Origin of the sequence: Saccharothrix sp. CCNWYY140, assembly GCF_037401995.1 — a bacterium.
In the GTDB taxonomy this organism is placed as follows: Bacteria; Actinomycetota; Actinomycetes; order Mycobacteriales; family Pseudonocardiaceae; genus Actinosynnema.
The window spans coordinates 113,987-136,590 of record NZ_JBBEGC010000009.1; the positions used below are offsets into that span (position 1 = coordinate 113,987).

At 71.7% G+C, this 22,604-nt stretch carries 12 protein-coding genes; 5 read left to right on the forward strand and 7 right to left on the reverse strand.

Translation table 11 applies throughout. The annotated features are described in order from the left end of the window. Positions 1–64: 64 nt before the first annotated feature. Genes WBN91_RS08040 through WBN91_RS08050 form a run of 3 tightly spaced genes read right to left on the reverse strand, consistent with a single transcriptional unit; the run spans position 65 to position 7,688 of the window. Positions 65–721: a class I SAM-dependent methyltransferase gene (locus WBN91_RS08040; RefSeq protein WP_337722634.1), complete on the reverse strand. Its 657-nt coding sequence runs from the start codon at positions 719–721 to the stop codon at positions 65–67. Between the two features lie 39 nt (positions 722–760). Then, the gene (locus tag WBN91_RS08045; protein ID WP_337722635.1) at positions 761–4,174 is read right to left on the reverse strand and encodes a DNA topoisomerase (ATP-hydrolyzing); all 3,414 of its coding nucleotides are present in this window, start codon (positions 4,172–4,174) and stop codon (positions 761–763) included. Positions 4,175–4,193: 19 nt separating this feature from the next. Continuing rightward, complete coding sequence (locus tag WBN91_RS08050; protein WP_337722636.1) at positions 4,194–7,688, reverse strand: ATP-binding protein; 3,495 nt, start codon at positions 7,686–7,688, stop codon at positions 4,194–4,196. 95 nt (positions 7,689–7,783) lie between these two features. On the opposite strand from WBN91_RS08050, the gene WBN91_RS08055 reads away from it, so the two are divergent. Both WBN91_RS08055 and WBN91_RS08060 read left to right on the forward strand, forming a co-directional pair. After that, on the forward strand, positions 7,784–8,197 hold the full coding sequence (locus WBN91_RS08055; RefSeq protein WP_337722637.1) for a hypothetical protein: 414 nt from the start codon (positions 7,784–7,786) through the stop codon (positions 8,195–8,197). 167 nt (positions 8,198–8,364) lie between these two features. Next, entirely contained in the window at positions 8,365–10,683 is a 2,319-nt protein-coding gene (locus tag WBN91_RS08060; RefSeq protein ID WP_337722638.1) for a hypothetical protein, read from the forward strand. A 110-nt stretch (positions 10,684–10,793) separates the two neighbouring features. Here WBN91_RS08060 and WBN91_RS08065 read toward each other — a convergent pair whose 3' ends face one another. Continuing rightward, complete coding sequence (locus tag WBN91_RS08065; protein WP_337722639.1) at positions 10,794–12,158, reverse strand: GH1 family beta-glucosidase; 1,365 nt, start codon at positions 12,156–12,158, stop codon at positions 10,794–10,796. Between the two features lie 160 nt (positions 12,159–12,318). Between WBN91_RS08065 and WBN91_RS08070 the strand changes: the two genes are divergently transcribed. Further along, complete coding sequence (locus WBN91_RS08070; protein WP_337722640.1) at positions 12,319–13,374, forward strand: LacI family DNA-binding transcriptional regulator; 1,056 nt, start codon at positions 12,319–12,321, stop codon at positions 13,372–13,374. On the opposite strand, the gene WBN91_RS08075 is transcribed toward WBN91_RS08070, so the two are convergent. Continuing rightward, positions 13,349–13,606 (reverse strand): hypothetical protein, encoded by a 258-nt coding sequence (locus WBN91_RS08075; protein ID WP_337729369.1) that lies wholly within the window; start codon positions 13,604–13,606, stop codon positions 13,349–13,351. The genes WBN91_RS08070 and WBN91_RS08075 overlap by 26 nt on opposite strands. A gap of 244 nt (positions 13,607–13,850) precedes the next feature. Here WBN91_RS08075 and WBN91_RS08080 point away from each other — a divergent pair, with 244 nt between their 5' ends. Further along, a complete protein-coding gene (locus tag WBN91_RS08080; RefSeq protein ID WP_337729370.1) occupies positions 13,851–17,249 on the forward strand; it encodes a tetratricopeptide repeat protein in 3,399 nt (1,132 codons plus the stop codon). 222 nt (positions 17,250–17,471) lie between these two features. Here the strand turns inward: WBN91_RS08080 and icmF are convergent, their stop codons facing one another. Then, positions 17,472–20,708, reverse strand: coding sequence for a fused isobutyryl-CoA mutase/GTPase IcmF (icmF, locus tag WBN91_RS08085; protein WP_337722644.1), 3,237 nt, complete (start codon positions 20,706–20,708; stop codon positions 17,472–17,474). A gap of 84 nt (positions 20,709–20,792) precedes the next feature. Further along, positions 20,793–21,701: a LysR family transcriptional regulator gene (locus WBN91_RS08090; RefSeq protein ID WP_337722645.1), complete on the reverse strand. Its 909-nt coding sequence runs from the start codon at positions 21,699–21,701 to the stop codon at positions 20,793–20,795. Between the two features lie 61 nt (positions 21,702–21,762). On the opposite strand from WBN91_RS08090, the gene WBN91_RS08095 reads away from it, so the two are divergent. Then, the gene (locus WBN91_RS08095) at positions 21,763–22,590 is read left to right on the forward strand and encodes an LLM class F420-dependent oxidoreductase (RefSeq protein WP_337722646.1); all 828 of its coding nucleotides are present in this window, start codon (positions 21,763–21,765) and stop codon (positions 22,588–22,590) included. The last annotated feature ends 14 nt before the right edge of the window (positions 22,591–22,604 follow it).

Genomic DNA, 22,604 nt, shown 5'->3' on the forward strand with positions numbered 1-22,604 from the left:
GCTTTATGCCCCGTTCTCGTGTCCCCGCCCCGGATGGCCAGCCGGGGTCCACTGTGGACGATCGTCAGCGGTGGGCCACCACGACCGCGGCGTCCCCTCGCCGCCAGACGACCTCGACGTGCGCGAATCCGGCCGCCGTCAAGGCGTCGACGTGCCAGGACACGGGCGGGTAGAAATCGGCGGACTCGCCGTCGACCCGATCGGCCGCCGCCTCCGCGAGCGCGGGGTGCGCCAACGCCTTCCGCCACCACTCGTGCCACGCCGCCATCGCCGCCTCACCGGACCCATCGGGAGCCGCACCGGGTTCCGGCATGCGGTCGGCGTTGGCGAACAGACCGCCGGGGGTGAGCAGGTCGCGGATCTCGGCGTAGAGCGCCCGCAGCCGGTCCGGGCCGAAGTGGTGCAGCGCGGTTCCCGCCAGCACCGAGTCGAACCGCGGCAACCCCGACGCCCAGCCCGGTCCGCTCAGGTCGGCGCGCACCACCGGCACGCCCAGCGCGACCCGGGCGATCTCCAGCAGCACCGGGTCCACGTCCAGCACGGTGACGTCGGTCAGGCGGGACGCGATCGAGCCCGTCCCGCCGGCCAGGTCCAGCACCCGACCGCGCGCCCGTGCGGCCAGGACGTCGAACACCTCCTCCCGCCAGGGCAGGAAGGGCTGCTGCTGGGCGTCCCAGCCTCGCCGGAGCGAGCGCGCGGTCGTCGGGTCCAAGGTCGTCATGCCGCCAGCTTAACGACTATGGTTTTCACTTTCGCGGGATCAGCCCCGCTCGATCAAGTGCCCCACCACGTCCGGACCCGGGTGGGCGTGGCCCGACGCGTCGCGCCGCACGTCCACCTCGGGCAGCTCCACCGGCGACCCGTTGTCCGCCGCACCCGCCGGGCGCGGTCCGACCCACGCCAGCACCAGCCCGTTCTCGCCCTTGAGGAACCGCTGCGACCGCACACCGCCGGTCGCCCGACCCTTCGCCGGGTACTCCGCGAACGGCGTCACCTTCACGCTCTGCCCCGTCGAGGTCACCACCATCGGCTCGCCGTGCTCGTCGTCGTCGGTCCGCACCGCGCCGAAGAACACCACCCGCTGACCGGCCGCGAGGTTGATCCCGGCCATGCCACCGCCCTTGAGCCCCTGCGGTCGCACCAGCGAAGCGCCGTAGCGCAGCAACGACGAGTCGGACGAGACGAACACCAGCGACTCCTCCGCGCCGCCCAGCCACGACACGCCGACCACCTCGTCACCCTCCTTGAGGGTGATCACCTCGAACTCCTCCGACCGCACCGGCCACTCCGGCGCGCACACCTTCACCACGCCCTGCCGCGTGCCCAGCGCCAGCCCCGGCGAGTCGGTGTCGGTCAACGGCGCGATGCCCACGACCCGTTCGCCCTTGGACAGCCCCAGCAGCTCCCCGGCCGCCATGCCGCCGCTCAACGACACCGTCCCGCTGCCCTCCGGCAACACCGGCAGCGGCAGCACGTCGGTCTTCACCGCCCGACCCAGGTTGGTCACCAGCAGCACCTGGCCGCGCGCCGTCGTGTGGACCACCGCCGCGACGGCGTCGTGCTTGGTCCGCCCGTTGCGCCGCCGCGCCTCCGAGGCCTCCTCCGACTCCGCCGCCGTCCGCGCCACCAGCCCGGTCGCCGACAGGATCACCTGGCACGGGTCGTCGGCGACCTCCAGCGGCCCGGCCGGCTTGGACGCCGCCAGCACCTCCTTGAGGTCACCGTCGAGCAGCACCGTGCGGCGCTCGGCGCCCAGGTCCTTGGCGACCTTGGCCAGCTCGCCCGACACGACCTTCTTCAACTCGCGCTCATCGTCGAGGATCTTGGTCAGCTCGGCGATCTCCCCGCGCAGCCGCTCCTGCTCGGCCTCCAGCTCGATGGAGTCGTAGCGGGTGAGGCGGCGCAACGGCGTGTCGAGGATGTAGGTGGCCTGCACCTCGGAGAGCTTGAACGTCTTCATCAGGCCGTCCTTCGCGGCCTGGGCGTTCTCGCTGCCCCGGATCAGCTTGATCACCTTGTCGATGTCCAGCAGGGCCTTGAGCAGGCCCTCGACCAGGTGCAGCCGGTCCTCGCGCTTGCGGCGGCGGTAGCGGGTGCGCCGGGTGACGACCTCGTAGCGGTGCCTGAGGAAGACCTCCAGCAGCGCCTTGAGGCCCAGCGTCTGCGGCTGGCCGTCCACCAGCACCAGGTTGTTGATGCCGAAGGACTGCTCCATCGGCGTCAGGCGGTACAGGTCGGCCAGCAGCGCCTGCGGGTTCACGCCGACCTTGCACTCGATGACGACGCGGACGCCGTTCTCGCGGTCGGTGAGGTCCTTGACGTCGGCGATGCCGGTCAGCCGCTTGGACTTGGTCACCTCGTCGGTGATCTTCTCGATGATCTTCTCGGGCCCGACGCCGTAGGGCAGCTCGGTCAGCGTGATCGCCTGCCGCCCGCGACTGCCCTCCAACGGCCCGGTCTCCACCTTGGCCCGCATCCGCACCACACCGCGGCCGGTCTCGTAGGCCTTGCGCACCTCGTCCAGCCCCAGCAGCACGCCACCGGTGGGCAGGTCGGGGCCGGGGATGAACTCCATGAGCTTGTCCAGGTCGGCGTCGGGGTGGTTCACCAACCACCGCGCCGCCGCCACGACCTCGCCCAGGTTGTGCGGGATCATGTTCGTCGCCATGCCGACCGCGATCCCGGACGTGCCGTTGACCAGCAGGTTCGGGAAGGCGGCGGGCAGGACGGACGGCTCCTGGAGCGAGCCGTCGTAGTTGGGCCGGAAGTCGACGGTCTCCTCGTCCAACTCCCCGACCAGCAACATCGCGGCCGGCGACATGCGGGCCTCGGTGTAACGGCTCGCAGCCGGGCCGTCGTCTGGGCTTCCAAAATTGCCGTGCCCGTCGACGAGCGGGGTGTTGAGGGAGAAGTCCTGGGCCAGGCGGACCATCGCGTCGTAGATCGCGCCGTCGCCGTGCGGGTGGTACTTGCCCATGCAGTTGTGCACGACCTGGCCGGCCACGACGAACGCGTGCTCGTCGGCCTCGACCTGGATGTCGTAGGTGGTGTCCGGCTCCGCCGGTTCGACCGACACGACCTCGCAGGTCGCCGTCAGCTCCACCGGGTCCTCGGCGCGGGCGGCGCGGATGACGTCCACCAGGTCGTCGTGGCGGGTCTTGGTCCAGCGCAGCAGGGCGGCGGCCAGGGCCGAGGCGTGCCGGCCGGACACCCACAGGCCCCGGTCGCGCTCGGCGCGCACGCCGGCGTCGGCCAGCATCGCGTAGACCTCGTCGCGGGTCTCGGCGAACCCGATCTCGCGGCCCTCGTGGACGTGGCCCGCGCCGTCGAACAGGCCCGCCAGGAACGGGGCCCAGTGCGTGCGCTCGGCGACGACGGCGGCCGGGACGGCCTCGACGGCCCCCAACAGCGCCAAGTCCGGGTCGAACGCCAGGACGTGCAGGTCGACGCCGTCGGAGCCCTCGTACTTGTCGCGCGTCACGGTCATCTCGTGCGCGATGGCCCACCCGTGCGCGGTGTCCAGCGGCGCGCAGTCGGCCATCGTCAGCTGCACGCGGCCGTCCTCGACCACGCCCCGCGCCGCCACCAGGCCCAGCACGTAGGCCTCGACGTCACCGCCGTCGGCGACCAGGGTCGCGTGCCGGGACGCGCCGAACGCGGTCGTGCGGCGCCCGGCGAGGTCGCGGGCGTCGGTCCACCCGCAGTCGTCGGTCCGGAACCGCTGGCCCGGCGTCACCAGCATCGAGTCGCCGTTCGCCCAGGTCACGCGGACCAGCTCGGACACCGGGTTCTCGTAGACCTCGCCGACCCGCACCGCGTTCCCGGCCGGGTCCAGGACCAGGTCGCCGACCTCGATGTCCTCGATGCGCCGCAACCCGGACGGCGTCGACACCAGCGCGCCGCGCACGAAGCAGTCGCCGACCACCCGGGAGGACTTCACGTACGGGCTGGTGGGCCGGTGGCCCTGCTCGTTCATCGAGAACAGGATCCGGCGGTGCACCGGCTTGAGCCCGTCCCGCGCGTCCGGCAGCGCCCGCGAGTGGATCACCGAGTACGCGTACTCCAGGTAGGAGTCCTCGATCTCGGTGGTCAGCGAGTTGTCGATGACCTGCGCGCCGGCGCGGTCGAACGCGGACGGGTCGACCCGGGTCGTGGGGGTCTTGCGGCGTGCCACTGTGTCGCTTCTCCTGGCCTCAGACGTCGATCGCGGACTGGTCGACCCGGGCGGCCGACTCGACGAGCCACGCCCGGCGCGGCTCCACCTTCTCGCCCATCAACAGCTCCAACGCGGCCTCGGCGGCCTCCGCGTCGTGCAGCGTGATCCGGCGGACGGACCGGGTGGCGGGGTTCATCGTGGTCTCCCACAACTCGTCCGCGTCCATCTCGCCCAGACCCTTGAACCGGGGCACCGGCTTGACCACCGTCTTGCCCGCCTTCTCCAACTGCGCGACCTTCTGCTCCATCTCCCGCTGGCTGAAGGTGAAGTGGGTCTCGGCGTTGCGGCCCTTGGTCATCACCTTGTGCAGCGGCGGCATGGCGGCGTAGAGCCGGCCGTCCTCGATCACCGGGCGCATGTACTTGGCGAACAAGGTGATCAGCAGCGTCCGGATGTGCGAGCCGTCGACGTCGGCGTCGGCCATCAGGATCACCCGGCCGTACCGCATGGCCCCGAGGTCGAACGTCCGGCCGGTGCCCGCGCCGAGCACCTGGACGATGGAGGCGATCTCGGCGTTGCGCAGGGTGTCGGCCAGGGACGCCTTCTGCACGTTGAGGATCTTGCCCCGCAACGGCAACAACGCCTGGTACTCCGACACCCGCGCCATGCGCGCGCTGTTGTGGACGAACACCCCGGCTGCCAGCGCGAAGTTGTGGTAGCCGTCGACCGTCAGGTCGTAGACGTCCTCGGTCTCGGCCAGCGGCTCGACCGCCGCCACGGTGTGGTTGACCTGTGCCGCGGCCTCGCGCAGCCGCCCGAGGTCGCCGTCGTACCCGGCGAGCAGCCGGTCGAACCGCAGCCCGGTGCGCGCGGTGGCCGGCCGCTCGTTCTCGTACGCCTGCGCGAGTTCGACGTCGGTGAGCGACAGCAGCGGACGCAGCCGCTTCAGCGCGGCCAGCCGGCGACCCTCGACCTGCTGCCGGACCCGCTCGGTCTTGGGCACGGTGGCGACGTAACGCCGCCTGCCCTCCTGCGCCGCGGCGAGGTGGCCGTTGTCGGGGTCGAGCATGCGGATCTTCATGCGCAGGCTGTGCCGCTCGGCGAACTCCGGGTTGTCCCGGTGCCAGGCGAGCACGGCGTCGCGCTGCCGGTCGCGTTCGGCGGGGTCGGAGAAGCGCGCGGAGGTCGCCGCGGACCGCCAGGCCCGCAGCTCCGGGTCCTGCCACTGCGCGACAGCTCGCTCCCGCCACTCCTCGCGGCGCGCCGGGTCCGCGAAAAGGATGCGCACGCGTTCGGCCGCGTCGGCGCGGTGCGCGGGGTCGGCCCAGTAGGTCGCCTGCCATTGCCGCATCCGCTCGGCGTAGGCGGCGCGTTCGGCACCGGACAACGACCGGTACCAGTCCCGGAAACCCTTTTCGATCCGCTGCCGGAACTCCGGGTCGGCGTTGCGCTCGGCGAGCCGTGCCAGGCACGCCCGGCGGAACTCCGGGTCCTGCCACTGCCCGGACATCATCGCGGACTTGAACTCGGTACCACCGGCCGCGAGCCACGCGCGATAGCCCTCGTGGACGTGCGCGCCCATCATCGACGCGTGCAGGGCCGCGTGGTCCTCCCACGTCATGCGGCGCAGGTTGCGCGGGTCGTTGTTGCGCTTGTCCACATCCACGTGGTGGCGGACGTTGCCGTTCTCCGCGCTGTCGAGGCCGTGTCGGAGGTTGAACGCGTCGGCGAGGTAGTGGGTGTAGACCCACTCGGCGCGGTCGTTCATCCAGACCTGCTCGTAGCCTTCGAGCTTGTCGCCGGAGGCCTTGGCCGACACCCTGCGGTACAGGGGCATGAGCGAGTCGCCCGGCTGGAGCTGGTCGGCGCGGCGGTAGGAGCCGTCGCGCAGGCGGAACAGGTGGTCCGGGGTGCAGCGGACTGCTTCGCCGTTGTCGAGCGTGACCCGGACCAGCGACGCGTCACGCTTGGTGAGCCTGGGCTCGACCAGCGGTGCGACCACGACCCGGCCCGCGCTGTTGGTCGTGTAGCCGAAGTGCGTGACGCCGCGCGCCCAGTCGGCGGCCAGCTCGGCGAAGGACAGGGAACGACCGGACGCGAGGGCCACCTCCGTGTCGCCGGTGAAGCAACCCAACGCGCTGTCGCCCTCGACGAGAAAAAGTTCCGAGCGCGCGACGCCCGTGGTCCGGCAGTCGACCAGTTTCGCGGGCATGGCCGCGCCTTCCAGCGCGGTCTTGCGGCGGGCCGCGTCCTTCTGCTGCTTCTGGGTCAGGCGGACGCGGGAGGCGTCCACGACCTTTTGCAGGACGATCTTGGCTTCCGCCTTCGTGCGGCGGTCCTCGGTCCACGCCCTGACCTGCTTCTCCACGACGCCCAGCACCACCTTGGTGATGCCGGCGGTGGAGAGCTCGTCCTTGGTCTGGGAGGTGAACTGCGGTTCGGGGATGCGCACGTGGACGACGGCGGTCATGCCCTCCAGCACGTCGTCCAGGGTGGGCGGGTCCTCCTTGGGCTTGAGCAGGCCCCGGCTGCGGCCGATGGCCTCCTGCACCGACTTGAGCACCGCGCGTTCGAAGCCGCGGCGGTGGGTGCCGCCGTGGACGTTGCGGATGGTGTTGGTGAAGCACTCCACCGTGCGCTCGTAGCCGGTGCCCCAGCGCAGCGCGATCTCGACCTCGGCGTGGCGCTCCACCTTGGACCGCATGACGCCGTTCTCGTCGGCCGCGTTCTCGTGGTAGATCCCGTCGCCGGTGATCAGCAGCGTGCCGGAGACCGGCTTGTCGCCCGACGGCGCCAGGAAGTCGACCATGTCGGACAGACCTCCCGGGTAGTGGAAGGTCTCCTCGCCGATCGCGCCGTCGGTGGCGTCGCGCAGCACGTAGGTCACGCCCGGCACGAGGAACGCCGTGTTGCGCAACTTCGCCCGCACGGCCTCGACGTCGAGCTTGGCGCCGTTCTCGAAGTAGCGGGCGTCGTACCAGTACCGGGTGGACGTGCCGGTCTTCCGGGTCTTCCCGGTGACGCGCAGCCCGCTCTGGCGGGTGAACGCCGCCTTGGGCCCCGGGCCGTCGAACACGCCGGGCACGCCGTGCGCGAAGGACATCTCGTGCACCTTGCCCTCGCGGCGCACCACCACGTCGTACCGGTGGGACAGGGCGTTGACCGCGGACGCGCCGACGCCGTGCAGGCCGCCGGAGGTCTTGTAGCCCGAGCCGCCGAACTTGCCGCCGGCGTGCAACCTGGTCAGCACCAACTCCACACCGGACAGCCCGGACTTGGCGTGGGTGCCGGTGGGGATGCCGCGCCCGTCGTCGTCGACCTGGACGCTGCCGTCGGCGTGCAGCGTGACGACGATCTTGGTCGCGTGCCCGGCCACGCCCTCGTCGGTGGAGTTGTCGACCACCTCGGTGAACAGGTGGTTGATGCCCCGGCTGTCGGTGGAGCCGATGTACATGCCGGGCCGCTTGCGGACCGCCTCCAGACCTTCCAGGTGCGTCAGGTCGTCGGCCCCGTACAAGATCTCAGCGGTCACCGGGCTCCCCAGGTCGTGGCGTGCGTCGAGCGGTACACGGTAGAGGAGGGTAACTTCCGCCTCCGACAATTCCGCGCGCACACGACGGAGTCGCGATGCGGGGCTTGATCCGGGCCTGGTTGGTGGCCTCGACGCTCAGCGGTGTGCCCTCCACGGTACACGCGCTGGTGACCGGCCGTGACGCGTTGGCCGCGACGCGTGCGGCGGGCGCGCTGCTGGGCCGCCCGAGCGTGCCGCGGGGTGTCGCAGCCCACGTCTGCGTGTCCGCGTTCTGGACGGTGGTGCTGGCCGCCGTGGACGCGCGGCGACCACTGGGAGTGACCGGCGGGGCGGTGGCGGGGTTGGCGATCGCGGCGCTGGACCTGGGGGTGGTGCGGGTGCCCGCGGTCCGGGCGTTGCCGGCGGTGCCGCAGTGGTTGGACCACGTGGCCTTCGGGGCGCTCGTGGGCTGGTCCCTGGCGGTGTCGCGGTCGTCGAGGTCCACTGTGGACCGCGACTGGCAACGGTGAACTTCTCGATCTTGCGCCGGTCGGACCCGCGGGGCGGGGCGGAAGGCGGCACCGACCCTGGTCCTCACGGGGGGTCACCCGGATAGAGTGCGGGCGTCCTCGCGCGTCGTGCCAGGAGGTGATCGGGCGCCTTGATGTTCCGACGTTCCGTGCCGAAGGAGACTGTGGTGCCGACACCGACCGAGACCCCGGTGGTGGTCGAGCGCGAGCCCGCGCCCGTGCCGGCGCCCCAGCAGCCGCAGTTCACGGCCTCCTTCGCGGGCGCGACCCTGGTCGTGGCGCCGCCGCAGGGGCCGGGCCAGGCGGCGACCGCGCTGGCCCGCAGCCTGCCGGTGGACCGCGGCCGGACCGTGGTGGTGGTCGACTTCCCGGCCGGTGACGAGTCCCAGTTCTGGCCCGCGGTCGCGGCGGCGCTCAAGGGCCGGGGTCCCGTGCGGCTGATGACCTCGCACGCGGGCACCCTGCGCCCGACCGCGCCCGCCCAGTGGCTGGCCGAACAGCTCCAGGCCGAGGTCGTGGCGGCGGACGGCGCGGTGACGACGGTTCCGGGCGCGGCGTTCGTCGTGGGCAACGGCGGGTACGGGTCGTGGCTGCGGTTCCTGCCCGGCGCGTCGCCGATGCCGCTGGGCCGCCGGTTCCCCGTGCCGCAGTGGGAGGCGGTGGACCCGAACTCGCCGTGGCCGACCGGCGAGGTGGGCATCTCCGAGCCGATCCCGGCCGGGCTGTGGCTGCGGGCGCAGCGGGTGCCGTTCGACCCGGCCGCGCCGGACGCGCGGGCCGTGGTGACCCTGCCGTGCCGGGACAACGTGCTGACCGTCGTCGTGGGAGGTCCGGGACAGCCGCCGATCCCCGTGGAGGAGGTGTGCCGGCTGCTGGGCGGGCTGTCGTCGGCGGCGCGGTCGCGGGTGCGGCTGGTCTGGTACGGCGGCGAGCACCAGGGCCAGGAGGTGGCCGACCAGCTCGGCGAGCCGATCGCGCTGTACTCGGGCCTGCCGGTGGCGGCGATGCGCTCGGGCGCGGCGGTGGTCGCGGTGAACCCGCGCGGGCAGCAGACGTGGCGGCCGTACGTGACCGAGGTGTCCTACACCCCCGGTGGCGGGCCGGCGGTGTCCGGGTACCGGGTGCCGGTGCCGGGCCTGGTGGAACGCGGTCCCGGGGTGTTCGACCTGGGCGGCGGGGTGGTGCTGGAGGTCGTGCCGTCCGGGCTGTGGGTGCGCGACGCCGAGGACAACGGTCCCGAGGTGCGCGCGCTGCCGGTGGACCCGGAGTGGGCGCGGCTGACCGTGGGCTCCCCGGGCAAGACGACGGCGGGCGCGGTGGCGGTGGCCGGCGCGTCCCTGGTGGAACGGCTGGAGCCGGAGGTGCGGCGGCTGCTGAAGGTCGTCTTCTGCGACCCGACCCCCGCGCCCCAGCCGCCGATGGCCGACCCGGTGGCGGACCTGCCGGAGGACGACGACCACGACCCCACCCTCCCGGCCCACCACCACGAACCCGCGCCGCAGGAGCCCACGCCCCCGGTCGCGCACCACGAGCCCGCGGTGACGAACCACGAGCCCGTGGTGAGGAGCCACGAGCCCGCGGTGGCGCACCACGAGCCCGCGGTGGCACACCACGAGCCCGCGCACCACGAACCCGCGCCGCCTGTCGCGCACCACGAGCCGGTGGCCCACGTCCCCAGCGCTCGCGAACGCCTCTCCGCCGAGCCCGTCCCGGTCGCGGTGCCGGCACCGGTCGAGGAGGTCGCCGACGACCCCGTGCCGATAAGCCTCGACGGCCCGCTCCCCCGGTCCCCCGCCCCGGTGTGGGGCGAGCGCGAGGGCGACGAGCACGTCCCGGTCGACCACCGCAGCACCGAGCCCGAACGCGACGCCCTGCGCCGCATGCTCGGCGAGCGGTACGCCACCCACGCGGCCGTGGCCTGCCGCCACATCGACGTGCGCCCGGAGGACCCGGAGGCCTTCGAGGCCGTGGTGACCGACCTGGCGGCGGTGTCGGCGTGCCTCCAGCAGGACGAGGAGATCATGGTCGAGGCCCTGCGCACGGGCCGGCTGGGCAGGCTGTGGCCCTACGCGGCGGGCGTGGTCTCGGGCCTGCGGCGGCTGCCGGTGCACCAGGGCGTGACCGTGTGCTGGGGCGACGCGCGCCGGTACCGCACCGGTGACCTGCTGGTCGAGCACGGCCTGTTGAGCACGATCGCGGGGCCGTCCGTGCCGTTCGACGGGCGCACGGAGTACGTGATCTGGTCGATGACCGGCCGCCGGGTGCAGGTGGTGGACTCGTTCGGCAGCGTCGTGCAGGAACGGGTGGTCTTCCCGCCGGGGACGACGTTCAAGGTGCTGGCGGTGGCGGAGGCCGAGGAGTCCGCGCCGATGCAGGTGATGTTGCAGGAGGTCGCGGGCCGGCACCAGGAAATGCCGCCGGGCGTGCTGGGCAGCCTGGAACGCGCGGCCGTGGCCCTGCGCACCACCGCCCGCGCCCACGCCTAGGTCGCCCAGCGACCGCCCACGCCTGGATCGCCCCGGCGACCGCCGGCGCACGGTCGTGGGCCGCCGATCGCCTCGTCGAGGCGGTCGGCGGCCGGAACCAGCCGGAGCGCTCAGGCCTCGGGGTCCGTCGGCTTCGTCCTCGACACCGCGATCCGCTCCCGGTACCAGTGGAACGAGGCGCGCGGGGTGCGGGTCTGGGTCTGGTAGTCCACGTGCACCAGGCCGAACCGGGGCTTGTAGCCGTGGGCCCACTCGAAGTTGTCCAGGAACGACCACGCGAAGTAGCCGCGCAGGTCCACGCCGGCGGCCACCGCGTCCCGGGCGGCGGAGAGGTGGGTGTCCAGGAAGGCGATCCGCTCGTCGTCCTGGAAGCCCGGCCGGTCGCTGTACACGCAGCCGTTCTCGGTGACGTACACCGGCGGCAGGTCCGGGTAGCGGTTCTTCAGGCCCACCAACGCCTCCGTCAGGCCCTCCGGTTCGACCGGCCAGTTCATGGCGGTGCGCGGGACGTCGGGCAGGCGGGTGGTGTCGATGCCGATGTCGTTGGCGGTGCGGGTGCTGCGGTCCGGGTCGCGGAAGGGCGCGGCGGCCACGTGCTGGCGGTAGTAGTAGTTCACGCCGACGAAGTCCAGCGGGGTGCCGATCACCGCGAGGTCGTCGTCGTCGCGGAAGTCCACGGGGCCGAAGACCTCGGTGTAGTCGGTCGGGTAGCGGCCGGCGAACAGCGGGTCGGTGAACTGGCGGCGCAGCAGCAGGTCGTGGCGGCGGGCGGCGGCGACGTCCTCGGGCGACCCGGTCACCGGGACCGACGGGGACTGGTTGAGCACGATGCCGAACTCGTGGTCCCCGGCGCCGCGCATGGTCCGCACGGCCAGCCCGTGGGCCAGCAGCAGGTGGTGGGCGGCGGCCAGCGCGCCGCGGCCCTCGCGGGCGCCGGGCGCGTGCCGGCCCTCGCCGTAGCCGACGATGGAGGACACGTACGGCTCGTTGAGCGTGGTCCACCGGGTCACCAGGTCGCCCAGGGCCGCGTGGACGACGCCCGCGTACTCAGCGAACCGGTATGCGGTGTCGCGGGAGCGCCACCCGCCGCGGTCCTCCAGGCCCTGCGGCAGGTCCCAGTGGTAGAGCGTCGGGAACGGCTCGATGCCGCGTTCCAGCAGCTCCTCGCACAGCTCCCGGTAGAACGTCAGGCCGCGCGGCTCGAACCGGCCCCGGCCCTCGGGCTGCACGCGGGGCCAGGCGATGGAGAACCGGTAGGCGTCCACGCCCAACTCGCCCAGCAGCGCCACGTCCTCGCGCCACCGGTGGTAGTGGTCGCAGGCCACCGCCCCGGTGTCACCGCCCGCCACCGCGCCCGGCACGGCGCAGAACGTGTCCCAGATCGACGGGCCGCGGCCGTCCTCGTCCACCGCGCCCTCGATCTGGTAGGCCGACGTCGCCACACCCCAGCGGAAGCCCGCCCCGAACCCGGTCATGCCCCACCTCCTCGGCGGCAATGACACGGCGTGCCGGTGGCCTGGTCAAGTAACGACCCCGTGATCCGCGCGGTCCGGGCTGGTTCGGCTTTGTGCAGGTGAAGTAGGGTTCACGCTGGTCAGCCCACGTGGAGCCGGAGCACTGAAAGCGGTTACAAACATGGCCACGATCCGAGAGGTCGCCGAACTGTGCGGGGTGTCGGTCGCGACCGTGTCGCGCGTGTTCAACCGACCGCTCACGGTCAGCCGGGAGAAGCGCGAGGTGGTCGAACGGGTCGCCCGCGAACTGGACTACCGGCCCAACGAGTCGGCGCGCGCGCTGGCCAGCCGCAAGTCCGGCCTGATCGGCCTGGTGTGGGACACCGACCACCGCCGGCCGGGGTGGCGCCACCCGTACCTGCAAGAGCTGCTGATCGGCCTGAAGTCCGCGCTCAGCGCCCACGGCTACCACCTGCTGATGCTCGCCACCAGCGGTTCGGCGGCGCTGCGGGCGGTCGGCGCTTCGCTGGCCGACCCGGTGGCGTACGTGAACATGACCCGACGCCACCACCTCGGCGGCCTGGTGCTGATCGACAGCGGCAAGGACGGCCCGGCGTTCACGGCGTTCGCCCGGTCCGGCCTGCCGTGCGTGGCGGTGGACGTGGTCGTCGAGGGCGACCGGGCCACCTACATCACCTCCGACAACGCGGGCGGCGCACGACAGGCGGTGCGACACCTGCTGGCCGCCGGGCACGAGCGCATCGCGACCATCACCGGCCCGCTGGGCAACGTCCCGTCGGCCGACCGGCTGGCCGGTTTCCGCGCGGCGATGGCCGAAGCCGGACTGCCCGTGCCCGACGAACACGTGGTGACCGGCGACTTCCACCGGGGCAGCGGTCAGGACGCCATGCGCCGCCTGATCGCCCTGCCCACGCCGCCGACCGCGGTGTTCTGCGCCAGTGACGAGATGGCGGTGGGCGCACTGCTGGCGGCCCGCCACGCCGGCCTGCGCGTACCCGACGACGTGGCCTTGGTGGGCTTCGACGACATCGAACTGGCGGCCTTGGTCGACCCGCCGCTGACCACCGTCGCCCAGGACAAGGCCGGCATCGGCGCGGCAGCGGCCCGCGCGGTGCTCACGATGATCCACGACGGCCAGACCCCACCACCCGCCGTCCTGCCGACCCGCCTGGTGGTGCGGGCGTCGAGCGTTATTCGCCCTCGGCCTTATCCCTAGCCGCGCCGGTGTCGCCGATCTCCACACCGACGATCTTCGACCCGGTGACGTCCTTGAACCCCTGGTCGAGGACGACGGGCGAAGTCGGCGCTCCATCCGCGCGAATACCGGTGACGGCACTGTCTTTCACATCGCCGAAGCGCTGCCGGACGGATATCCCCGATGCTTCTCCGGACCCGGAGGGCGGCAGGAACCACGTGATGGCGACCTGACCGAGGAGCACCACGGCCACACCGACACCCGCGGCCCAGGCCCAACCCGAGGTCCACACGTTCACCAGGACCGCCAAAGCACCGGCGGGCAGCACGCTGGCCAGCGCGGTGACCAGCCTGGCGCGGCGTGGACCGAGATTGCTCATCGAGGGGGATATCGAGTTCCGACTTCCCGCGTTACGCCCGGGATCTCGTGAACCGAAACCATAGCGAGACGAACCGCTCCAGCAAGGAACTCGACCATGCCACCTACGATGGTCGACCATGTCGAACGAAATCCCGAACCCCTTCGAGCCCGCATTTTTCGTGCCCCGCCCCTGGGTCGACGAGATCTTCTCCCGCTGGCTCACGTCCGATTCCGCGAGCCGGGTGATGGTCGTGACCGGGCCGCCCGGAACGGGCAAGAGCCGCTTACTCCACGCCTGGAGTCTCAAGGCCGACGCCGAGGACGACACCGACGTCGCCGCGACGGTGCTGCGCGACCCGCGCAGCAGGAAGATCGACGAGTTCACGTGGTCGACGTTGCGCCGGTCGTTGCTGTCCCGCGTGCCGCCGGACACGCGGGACAGCAACGACCGCGCCTCGCCCTGGGTGAACGTCGACGTCGAGCACCACTTCCGCAACGTGTCCAACAGCGAGATCACCGCGGCGAAGATCCACCTCAACGTCATGAACGTCGCGATGGGCATCGACTTCGTCGGGGACTTCCGGGAGAACGTCGCACCGGTCCTGGACACCCTGCCCGCGGGCAAGCCGCTCCTGCTGGTGGTCGACGGGCTCGACGAGGCGCTGCGGGACGCGGAACCCTTCGTGGCGCTGGTGTCCGCGATCGGGCAGGCCATCGACCACTCCCCGCACCGCGACCGCGGCCTCGGCCGGCTGCGGCTCCTCGTGGCCGGTCAACCCGAAGTCCCGCTGGAAGTCGCGCACGCCGGCGCGGACCGCCCGGTCGTCGTCGACCTCGGTTCCCCGCACCCCTCCGACAGCGAGGCGTTGGCCGCCTACACCCGGCTGCTGCTGGAGCGGGTGCCCGCGGACCACCGCGACCGCTTGACGGCACAGGTGGTCGACAAGGCCGACGGCATCTGGGTGTGGGCGTACTACGTCGCCTCCGCCATCGCCGACGAGGTGGCGGCGGGAGGGGAACCGCCCGCGAACATCACCACCGCCGCCGGCTTGGAGAGCGTCTACGACGACGCCGTCCGCAGGACCCGCGACCGGGTCGTGCGACGCCCGGGAGCCTCGTGGCACAACGGCCTCGCCCTGATCGGCATGGTGACGGCCGGGCAGGAGATCAGCGCACCGATCCCGACGGCGGTCGTCCCCGAGGCGCTGGGCATCGGCAACGCCGAGCTCGCCCTCCTCCTGCACGACCTGCGCGCCGTCCTAGCCCCGGACGAGAACGGCGCCCTGCGGCACTTCCACGGGGATTTCGGGCGGTGGGTCGTGGCAGGCGGCCTCGAGGGCGCCGATGTGCGCGACGCGCACGAACGACTCGCGGTCGTGTTGACCGATCTGGGCCGCCACGACTGGGGCCTGGCGGGCAGCGACACAGCGAGGGACGCGCTCGACCACGCCACCGCGGCGGCGACGCTCAGCGCCGGTCAACCCTCCTTCGCGCGCTGCCTGGCCCGCTGCCTCGACCTGCTCGCCGACCGCAAGCGCATGAGCGCCGACTCGACCATCTGGCTCAACCACCTCATCAAGGTGAGCGCCCTGTGCTCCGGTGACACCCTCCTGCCGGGTACGACCGTGCCACTGGGCGGGCTGGCCGGCCGGATCCAGCAAGCGGTGACGCTGCCGGTGGGGTTGATCCTGTACGCGGGGATGGACGCTGATCTGGTCACGGACTTCACCTCGAAGTTCATGAACCAGAAGGGGAGCGACGAAGCGGCCGGCGACTGGCTGGACACCAACGCCTCGCACTACCGCGAGGTGGTGCGGAGCCAGGTCGAAGAGCACGTCCTGCGGCTGTGGGACGGCTGGCGGCCACCGTCGCTGGAGGCGATCGCGCCCGGCCTCCTCGGCGAGGCACTGCTGGGCGCCTGGGAGCGGGATCGCGACCCGTGGCAGTTGAACGAGAGCATCAACGCCTACGAGGTCGCGGTCGCCGCCTCCGACAGCGAGCACACGGGCCTGATCGACACCTTGAAGGGTCTGGCGAACGGCCTGGTCGAGCGCATCCAGGCAGACCACCGACTCCCCGGCGACCTCGACCGCCTGATCGAAGTGGAACGCGAAGTGCTCGAGCGGTCGGAGCCGACTTCCCGCGCAGCTACGCTCTCGATCCTCGCCTATTGGCTGTTCCGACGTGCAGGCGAGCAGGAGGCGACGCGGTCCGAGGACTTCGACGAGTCCATCCGGCGGTACGGAGAATCGCTCGAGCAGACCGCTCCCGACTCGGAGTTCCACCTCACCCGGCTCCTCGGGTTGGCCCGCACGCTCTACGCCAGGATGATGACCGAGGACGAGCGGCCAGGAGACCTCGACCGGCTCATCGGGCTGCAACAGGACATCCTCGACCGGCCGGGCCTCGACGACAGGGCACAAGTGCTCGGCGTCTCCGGCGGCTTGTTGCGCCGTCGGTTCGCACGCGACGGCTACACCAGCAAGGCCGACATCGACGAAGCGGTCTCGCTCTACGAACTCGCCCTCGGGATGAGCACGGAGCCCGACGAGGTCGACCACCGAACGGCGAGTCTCGTGAACACGCTCGTCGAGCGCATGCAGACCGATCACCGGCGACCCGACGACCTGGACCGCGCCATCGAACTCCAGCGCGAGTTGGCCGCACTACGAGTCGGGGCACCGCGCGCGGCGGCCCTCGACGTGCTGGGCGGCTTGTTGTGCGACAGGGGCCGTCTGGGCGGCGAAGGCGCGCACGCGGATCTGTCCGAAGCGGTCCGGGCCTACGACGAGGCCGTCGAGCTCGACCCCCGTGCGGAGGTGCTGATGGGGCTTTCCAACGCGCTGCTCTCGCGCATCGACCTCGGTGTGGCCGAGCCCGGAGACCTCGACCGGTGCATCCAGGTCCAACGTCGTCTTCTCGACGAGGTCGAGCCGGCGGACCGGACGAAGGTGCTCCAGGTCCAGGCTTCCTGCCTGAGAGAACGCGCGCAGTCGGTCCCCAGCACCGCCGACGCCGACCTCCACCAGGGCATCAGCGCGATGGAGGAGGCTGTTCGGATCACACCGCCCGACCACCCCGACCACTTCCCGTGCCTGGTCATACTCTCCGATCTGCTCATCAGGAGGTTCAACGGGGACAACGAGCAGCCCACCGACCTGGACCGGCTGATCGAAGTCCAGCAGGCGATCGTGGACGCGTCGTCCGCACCGGGAAGGGCGCTCGCGCTGGCCATGCTCGGGAAGCAGTTGCGCATCCGCTCCATGCGCTCGCCGGCATCGGCCAAGGACGACCTCGCCAAGAGCATCGCCGTGCTGGAGGAGGCCTTGCGCCTCCTGCCGCCTGCGGAGGTGCCACCCGACGTCACCGCCGATCTCGCCAACTCGCACTGGCGCGGATTCGTCGAACGGGTGCCGGGAGCAACTGTCGACAGAGCTGTCGCGTTGGCGCGTGCGACGACGTCGGGGAGCGGTGCGGCCGACCCCGTGTTGCCGCCGTTGCGGCGGCTCGCGGCCCGGCACAGCGGAACGGGTTGAGGCGGAAGGGGATCGATGCGGCGACTGCCGCGCCGGGGCCGGCCGCGGCGAGGGCTCGTGCGTGCGTCGAGCCGTCCTCGTTACGGTGGCTCGTGGCGAACCACTTCGATGTCCTAGGACACCAGGACAAGCCTGCCTAGGAAAAGCCTGCCGCCTTGCACTGGTCGGCGTTGCCGCCCACGCTCCGCGCTCGAACGACGGCGCGGAGCGTGAGTCGGCGTGTCAGACGTTGCGGCGGTACTGGCCGCCCACCTCGAAGAACGCCTCCGTGATCTGCCCCAGCGTGCACACCCGAGCCGCGTCCATCAGCACCTCGAACACGTTCTCCCCAGACTGCGCAGCCTCCTTCAGCCGCCGCAGCGCGGGCTCCGCCTCAGCGGCGTGAGACGCGGCGAACGCACGAGTCCGCTCGACCTGCGAGCGCTTCTCGTCCTCGGTAGCCCGAGCCAGCTCGATGGTCACGTGTTCGCGCGACCCGTCCTCCGGCAGGAACGTGTTCACGCCGATCAACGGCAGGGAACCGTCGTGCTTGCGCTGCTCGTACAGCATCGACTCGTCCTGGATGCGGCCCCGCTGGTACCCGGTCTCCATCGCGCCCAGCACGCCGCCGCGCTCGGACAACCGGTCGAACTCCATCAACACGGCCTCTTCGACCAGGTCGGTCAGCTCGTCGATGACGAACGAACCCTGCAACGGGTTCTCGTTCATCGACAGGCCCCACTCCTTGTTGATGATCAGCTGGATCGCCATCGCCCGACGCACCGACGACTCGGTGGGCGTGGTGATGGCCTCGTCGTAAGCGTTGGTGTGCAGGGAGTTGCAGTTGTCGTACAGCGCGCACAGCGCCTGCAACGTGGTCCGGATGTCGTTGAAGTCCATCTCCTGCGCGTGCAGCGAACGGCCGGAGGTCTGCACGTGGTACTTGAACTTCTGGGAGCGGTCGTTCGCCCCGTACCGCTCGCGCATGGCCACGGCCCAGATCCGCCGTGCCACCCGGCCGATGACGCTGTACTCGGCGTCCATGCCGTTGGAGAAGAAGAACGACAGGTTCGGCGCGAAGTCGTCCACGTCCATGCCGCGCGCCAGGTACGACTCCACATACGTGAACCCGTTGGCCAGCGTGAACGCCAGCTGGCTGATGGGGTTCGCCCCGGCCTCGGCGATGTGGTAGCCGGAGATCGACACCGAGTAGAAGTTCCGGACGCGATTGCGGATGAACCACTCCTGGATGTCGGCCATCATCCGCAGGGAGAACTCGGTCGAGAAGATGCAGGTGTTCTGGCCCTGGTCTTCCTTCAGGATGTCCGCCTGGACCGTGCCGCGCACGGTGGCCAGCGCCCACGCCCGCAGCTCCTCCGCCTCCGCAGCCGACGGCTCGCGGCCGTGTTCGGCGCGGAACTTGTCGAGGGTCTGGTCGACGACCGTGTTCAAGAAGAACGCCAGGATCGTCGGTGCGGGGCCGTTGATGGTCATCGACACCGACGTGGTGGGCGCGGTCAGGTCGAAGCCGTCGTAGAGGGCCTTCATGTCGTCCAGGGTCGCGATGGACACGCCGGACGTGCCGACCTTGCCGTAGATGTCCGGCGGGGTGTCGGGGTCGCGGCCGTACAGGGTCACCGAGTCGAACGCGGTGGACAGGCGGGTGGCCGCCGAACCCTGGGACAGGTACTTGAACCGGCGGTTGGTGCGGAAGGCGTCGCCCTCGCCGGCGAACATGCGCGCCGGGTCCTCGCCGTCCCGCTTGAACGGGAAGACCCCGGCCGTGTAGGGGAAGTAGCCGGGCAGGTTCTCCTTGCGCAGCCACCGCAGCAGGGTGCCGTCGTCGTCGAAGCGGGGCAGCGCGACGCGCGGGACCTTGTTGCCGGACAACGTCTCCCGCACGAGCTGCGTGTGGATCTGCTTGTCCCGCACCCGGACCACCAGCTCGTCGCCGGTGTAGTCCTCGACCACCTTCGGCCACGCGGCCAGCAGCTCGGCGGACAGCCCGTCCACGTGCCGCTCCGCCGACTCCAGCAGCGATGAGATCGCCGACACGTCCGCACCGGCGGCGACCAGCTCGTCCCGGGCGGCCCGCAGGTGCGCGACCCGGCGCACGGCGTCGACGTGGGTCTCGGTGGCCCGGTGGTAGCCGCGCACGGTCTCGGCGATCTCGGCCAGGTACCGCGCCCGGTTCGCGGGCACCACGGTGGCCGCCGACGTGGACACCTTGCCCGACACCGGCAGCAGCGCGCCCGGCGAGACCTCCAGGCCCCGCTCGGCCAGCTCACCCCGCAGGTGCTGGTACAGCGCGGTCACGCCGTCGTCGTTGAAGGTCGCCGCGCTGGTGCCGAAGACCGGCATGTCCTCCCACGACTTGCCGAAGGCCTCGCGGTTGCGCACCAGCTGCCGCGCCACGTCCCGGCGCGCGTCCTCCGCGCCCCGGCGTTCGAACTTGTTGATCGCCACCGCGTCGGCGAAGTCCAGCATGTCGATCTTCTCCAGCTGCGACGCGGCGCCGAACTCCGGCGTCATCACGTACAACGAGAGGTCCACGAACGGCACGATCGCCGCGTCGCCCTGGCCGATGCCCGGCGTCTCCACGACCACCAGGTCGAACCCGGCGGCCTTGCACGCCAGGATCGCGTCGGCCAGCCCGTCGGGCACCTCCGACCCGGCGCGGCGGGTGGCCAGCGAGCGGAAGAAGACCCGGTCGCCCTCCAGGCAGTTCATCCGGATGCGGTCGCCCAGCAGCGCGCCGCCACCGCGGCGGCGGGTCGGGTCGATGGCCAGCACGGCGATGCGGAGCTTGTCCTCCTGGTCCAGGCGGAACCGGCGGACCAGCTCGTCGGTCAGCGACGACTTGCCCGAGCCGCCGGTGCCGGTGATGCCCAGGACCGGCACGTCCCGCGCGGACTGCTTGATGCGCGCGTGCACGTCCTCGGGCAGCTTGCCCGCCTCGATGAGCGTGATGGCGCGGGCCAGGACGTCCTCCGAGCCCGCGAACAGCCCGTCCCACGACGACGGCGCCCGCTCGGCCAGGTCCTCGTCGCACGCCTGCACCATCGTGTTGATCATGCGGGCCAGGCCGAGCTGCTGGCCGTCCTCGGGCGAGAAGATCCGCGCCACGCCGCGTTCGTGCAGCAAGGCGATCTCCTCGGGCACGATGACGCCGCCACCGCCGCCGTAGACCTTGATGTGCTCGGCGCCGCGCTCGCGCAGCAACTCGACCAGGTAGGTGAAGTACTCGACGTGCCCGCCCTGGTAGGCGCTGATGGCGATGCCCTGGACGTCCTCCTGCACCGCCGCGGCGACGACCTCGCGCACCGAGCGGTTGTGGCCGAGGTGGACGACCTCGGCGCCCTGGGCCTGGAGGATGCGCCGCATGATGTTGATCGCCGCGTCGTGGCCGTCGAACAGGCTCGCGGCGGTCACGAAGCGCACCGGGTGTTCGGGCGTGTACAACGTGCGGTCGGCGGTCACGACGGCTCCTTCGGCATCGCGGAAGTACCGTCCAGATTACTAGGACATCCATCTATCGGAAGTAGGAGCGTCCTGTGCCGTGGCTCACCCGAGCTCCTCGGGCGCCGGGTACAGGCACCGCACGCACGCCTCCACGAACACCCGCACGCCCGCGCGCTCGTCCCCGGTGCGCCACACCACGGCCAGGGTGCTCGGCGCGATCCCCTCGACCGGCCGGTACACCACGTCGGCCCGGTGGTAGACCTCGGTGTTCCCCGCCGACACCAGCACCACACCCAGCCCGGACGCGACCGCCTCGAACGTCTCGTCCGCCGTGGCCGCCTCCGCCCCGATCCGCGCGGGCCTGGTCCGGTGCTCGACGGCCAGCCAGAAGTCCCGGGACGGACCGGCCTCCTGCGGCAGCGCGATGAACGGCTCGTCGGCCAGTTCCTGGAAGGGCACCACGTCGTGGCGCTGCAACCGGTGGCCCCGCGCCATCGCCACCCAGCGCTGCTCGCTGGCCACCACCCGCCACGACAGCTCGCCGGAGTTGGGCACCGGCAGCCACGCCACGGCCACGTCCACCTCGTCGCCGCCCAACCCCACGGTGGGGTCGGCCCACGACACCTGGCGGAACTGGAGCCGCCAGCCGGGCAGCAGCTCGTCCATCCGCTCGGTCACCGACGGGATGAGCCCGCGGCCGATCCGGGTCTGGAACCCCACCTTCAGCGTCGCCGCCCGCCGCGCCGCGGCGTCGGACACCGCCATCCTGGTGTCGTCCCACTCCCGCACCAGCCGCTGGGCCCTGGGTAACAGCTCCCGGCCCGCGGCGGTCAGGGCGACCCGTCTGCGGTCGCGTTCGAACAGCACGACCCGCAGCGCCGACTCCAGTTGGCGGATCTGCTTGCTCAGGGCCGGCTGGGAGATGAAAAGGCGGTCCCGAGCGGCTCTCGTGAAACTGAGCTCTTCGGCGACGGCGACGAAATAGCGCAGGTCACGGACATGCACGTCCATAGCCATGAGTTATAACAGCGGATCTTGGACAAAGTAAGCCCTTCTCACCAGACTTGATCTCATGGAACTAGGTCTGCACGGGCTGAACGCACGTGGAACCCTCGGCCCCGAGGCCACCGCACGGCTGGCGCGCCGCGCCGAAGAGCTCGGCTACGGCTCGTGGTGGGCCGGCGACCACGTCGTCTCCCCCAGTACCGACGAGGTCGAACCGCTGGTCGACCCGCTGGTCCACCTGAGCTTCATCGCCGCCGTCACCGACCGCATCGAACTCGGCACCGGTGTGGTCATCCTCCCCCAGCGCAACCCGCTGGTGCTGGCCAAGCAGGCCGCCAGTGTCGACGTGCTCAGCGGCGGCCGGCTGCGGCTGGGCGTGGGCGCCGGGTGGCAGGAGCAGGAGATGCGCGCGGTCGGCGTGCAGCCCTCCGAGCGCGGCGCCCGCACCGACGAGTACATCGACGCCATGAAGTCGCTGTGGCAGGACGAAGCCCCCGAGTACCACGGCAAGCACGTGTCCTTCTCCGGCGTGGACGCCCTCCCCAAGCCGGTCGAGAAGGCCGGGCCGCACCTGGTGGTCGGCGGGCACAGCGACGCCGCCTTCCGCCGCGCGATCACCAAGGCGCACGGCTGGTACGGCGTCGGCAACACCCCGGAGGACCTCACCAAGCACCTCGACGGCCTCACCCGCGTGGCCGGCGACGTGCGGCGCCCCGAGGAGCTGGGCCCCCTCCAGCTCAGCTTCCTGCACCTGGACCCGGAGACCATCACCGCCGACCTGGTCAAGCGCTACGCCGACCTGGGCATCGACCGGCTGGTGTTCTACCCGCTCCCGATCGAGAGCGCCGACCAGGTCGAGGCCTTCCTCGAGCGCCATGCGGACCTGCCGCGCTGACGCCGACGTCCCCT

Coding starts and splice junctions, on each gene's coding strand:
- WBN91_RS08055 (WP_337722637.1), top strand. CDS start 7,784: ATGCGGGGCTTGATCCGGGCCTGGTTGGTGGCCTCGACGCTCAGCGGT.
- WBN91_RS08080 (WP_337729370.1), top strand. CDS start 13,851: ATGTCGAACGAAATCCCGAACCCCTTCGAGCCCGCATTTTTCGTGCCC.
- WBN91_RS08040 (WP_337722634.1), bottom strand. CDS start 721: ATGACGACCTTGGACCCGACGACCGCGCGCTCGCTCCGGCGAGGCTGG.
- WBN91_RS08090 (WP_337722645.1), bottom strand. CDS start 21,701: ATGGACGTGCATGTCCGTGACCTGCGCTATTTCGTCGCCGTCGCCGAA.
- WBN91_RS08095 (WP_337722646.1), top strand. CDS start 21,763: ATGGAACTAGGTCTGCACGGGCTGAACGCACGTGGAACCCTCGGCCCC.
- WBN91_RS08065 (WP_337722639.1), bottom strand. CDS start 12,158: ATGACCGGGTTCGGGGCGGGCTTCCGCTGGGGTGTGGCGACGTCGGCC.
- WBN91_RS08070 (WP_337722640.1), top strand. CDS start 12,319: ATGGCCACGATCCGAGAGGTCGCCGAACTGTGCGGGGTGTCGGTCGCG.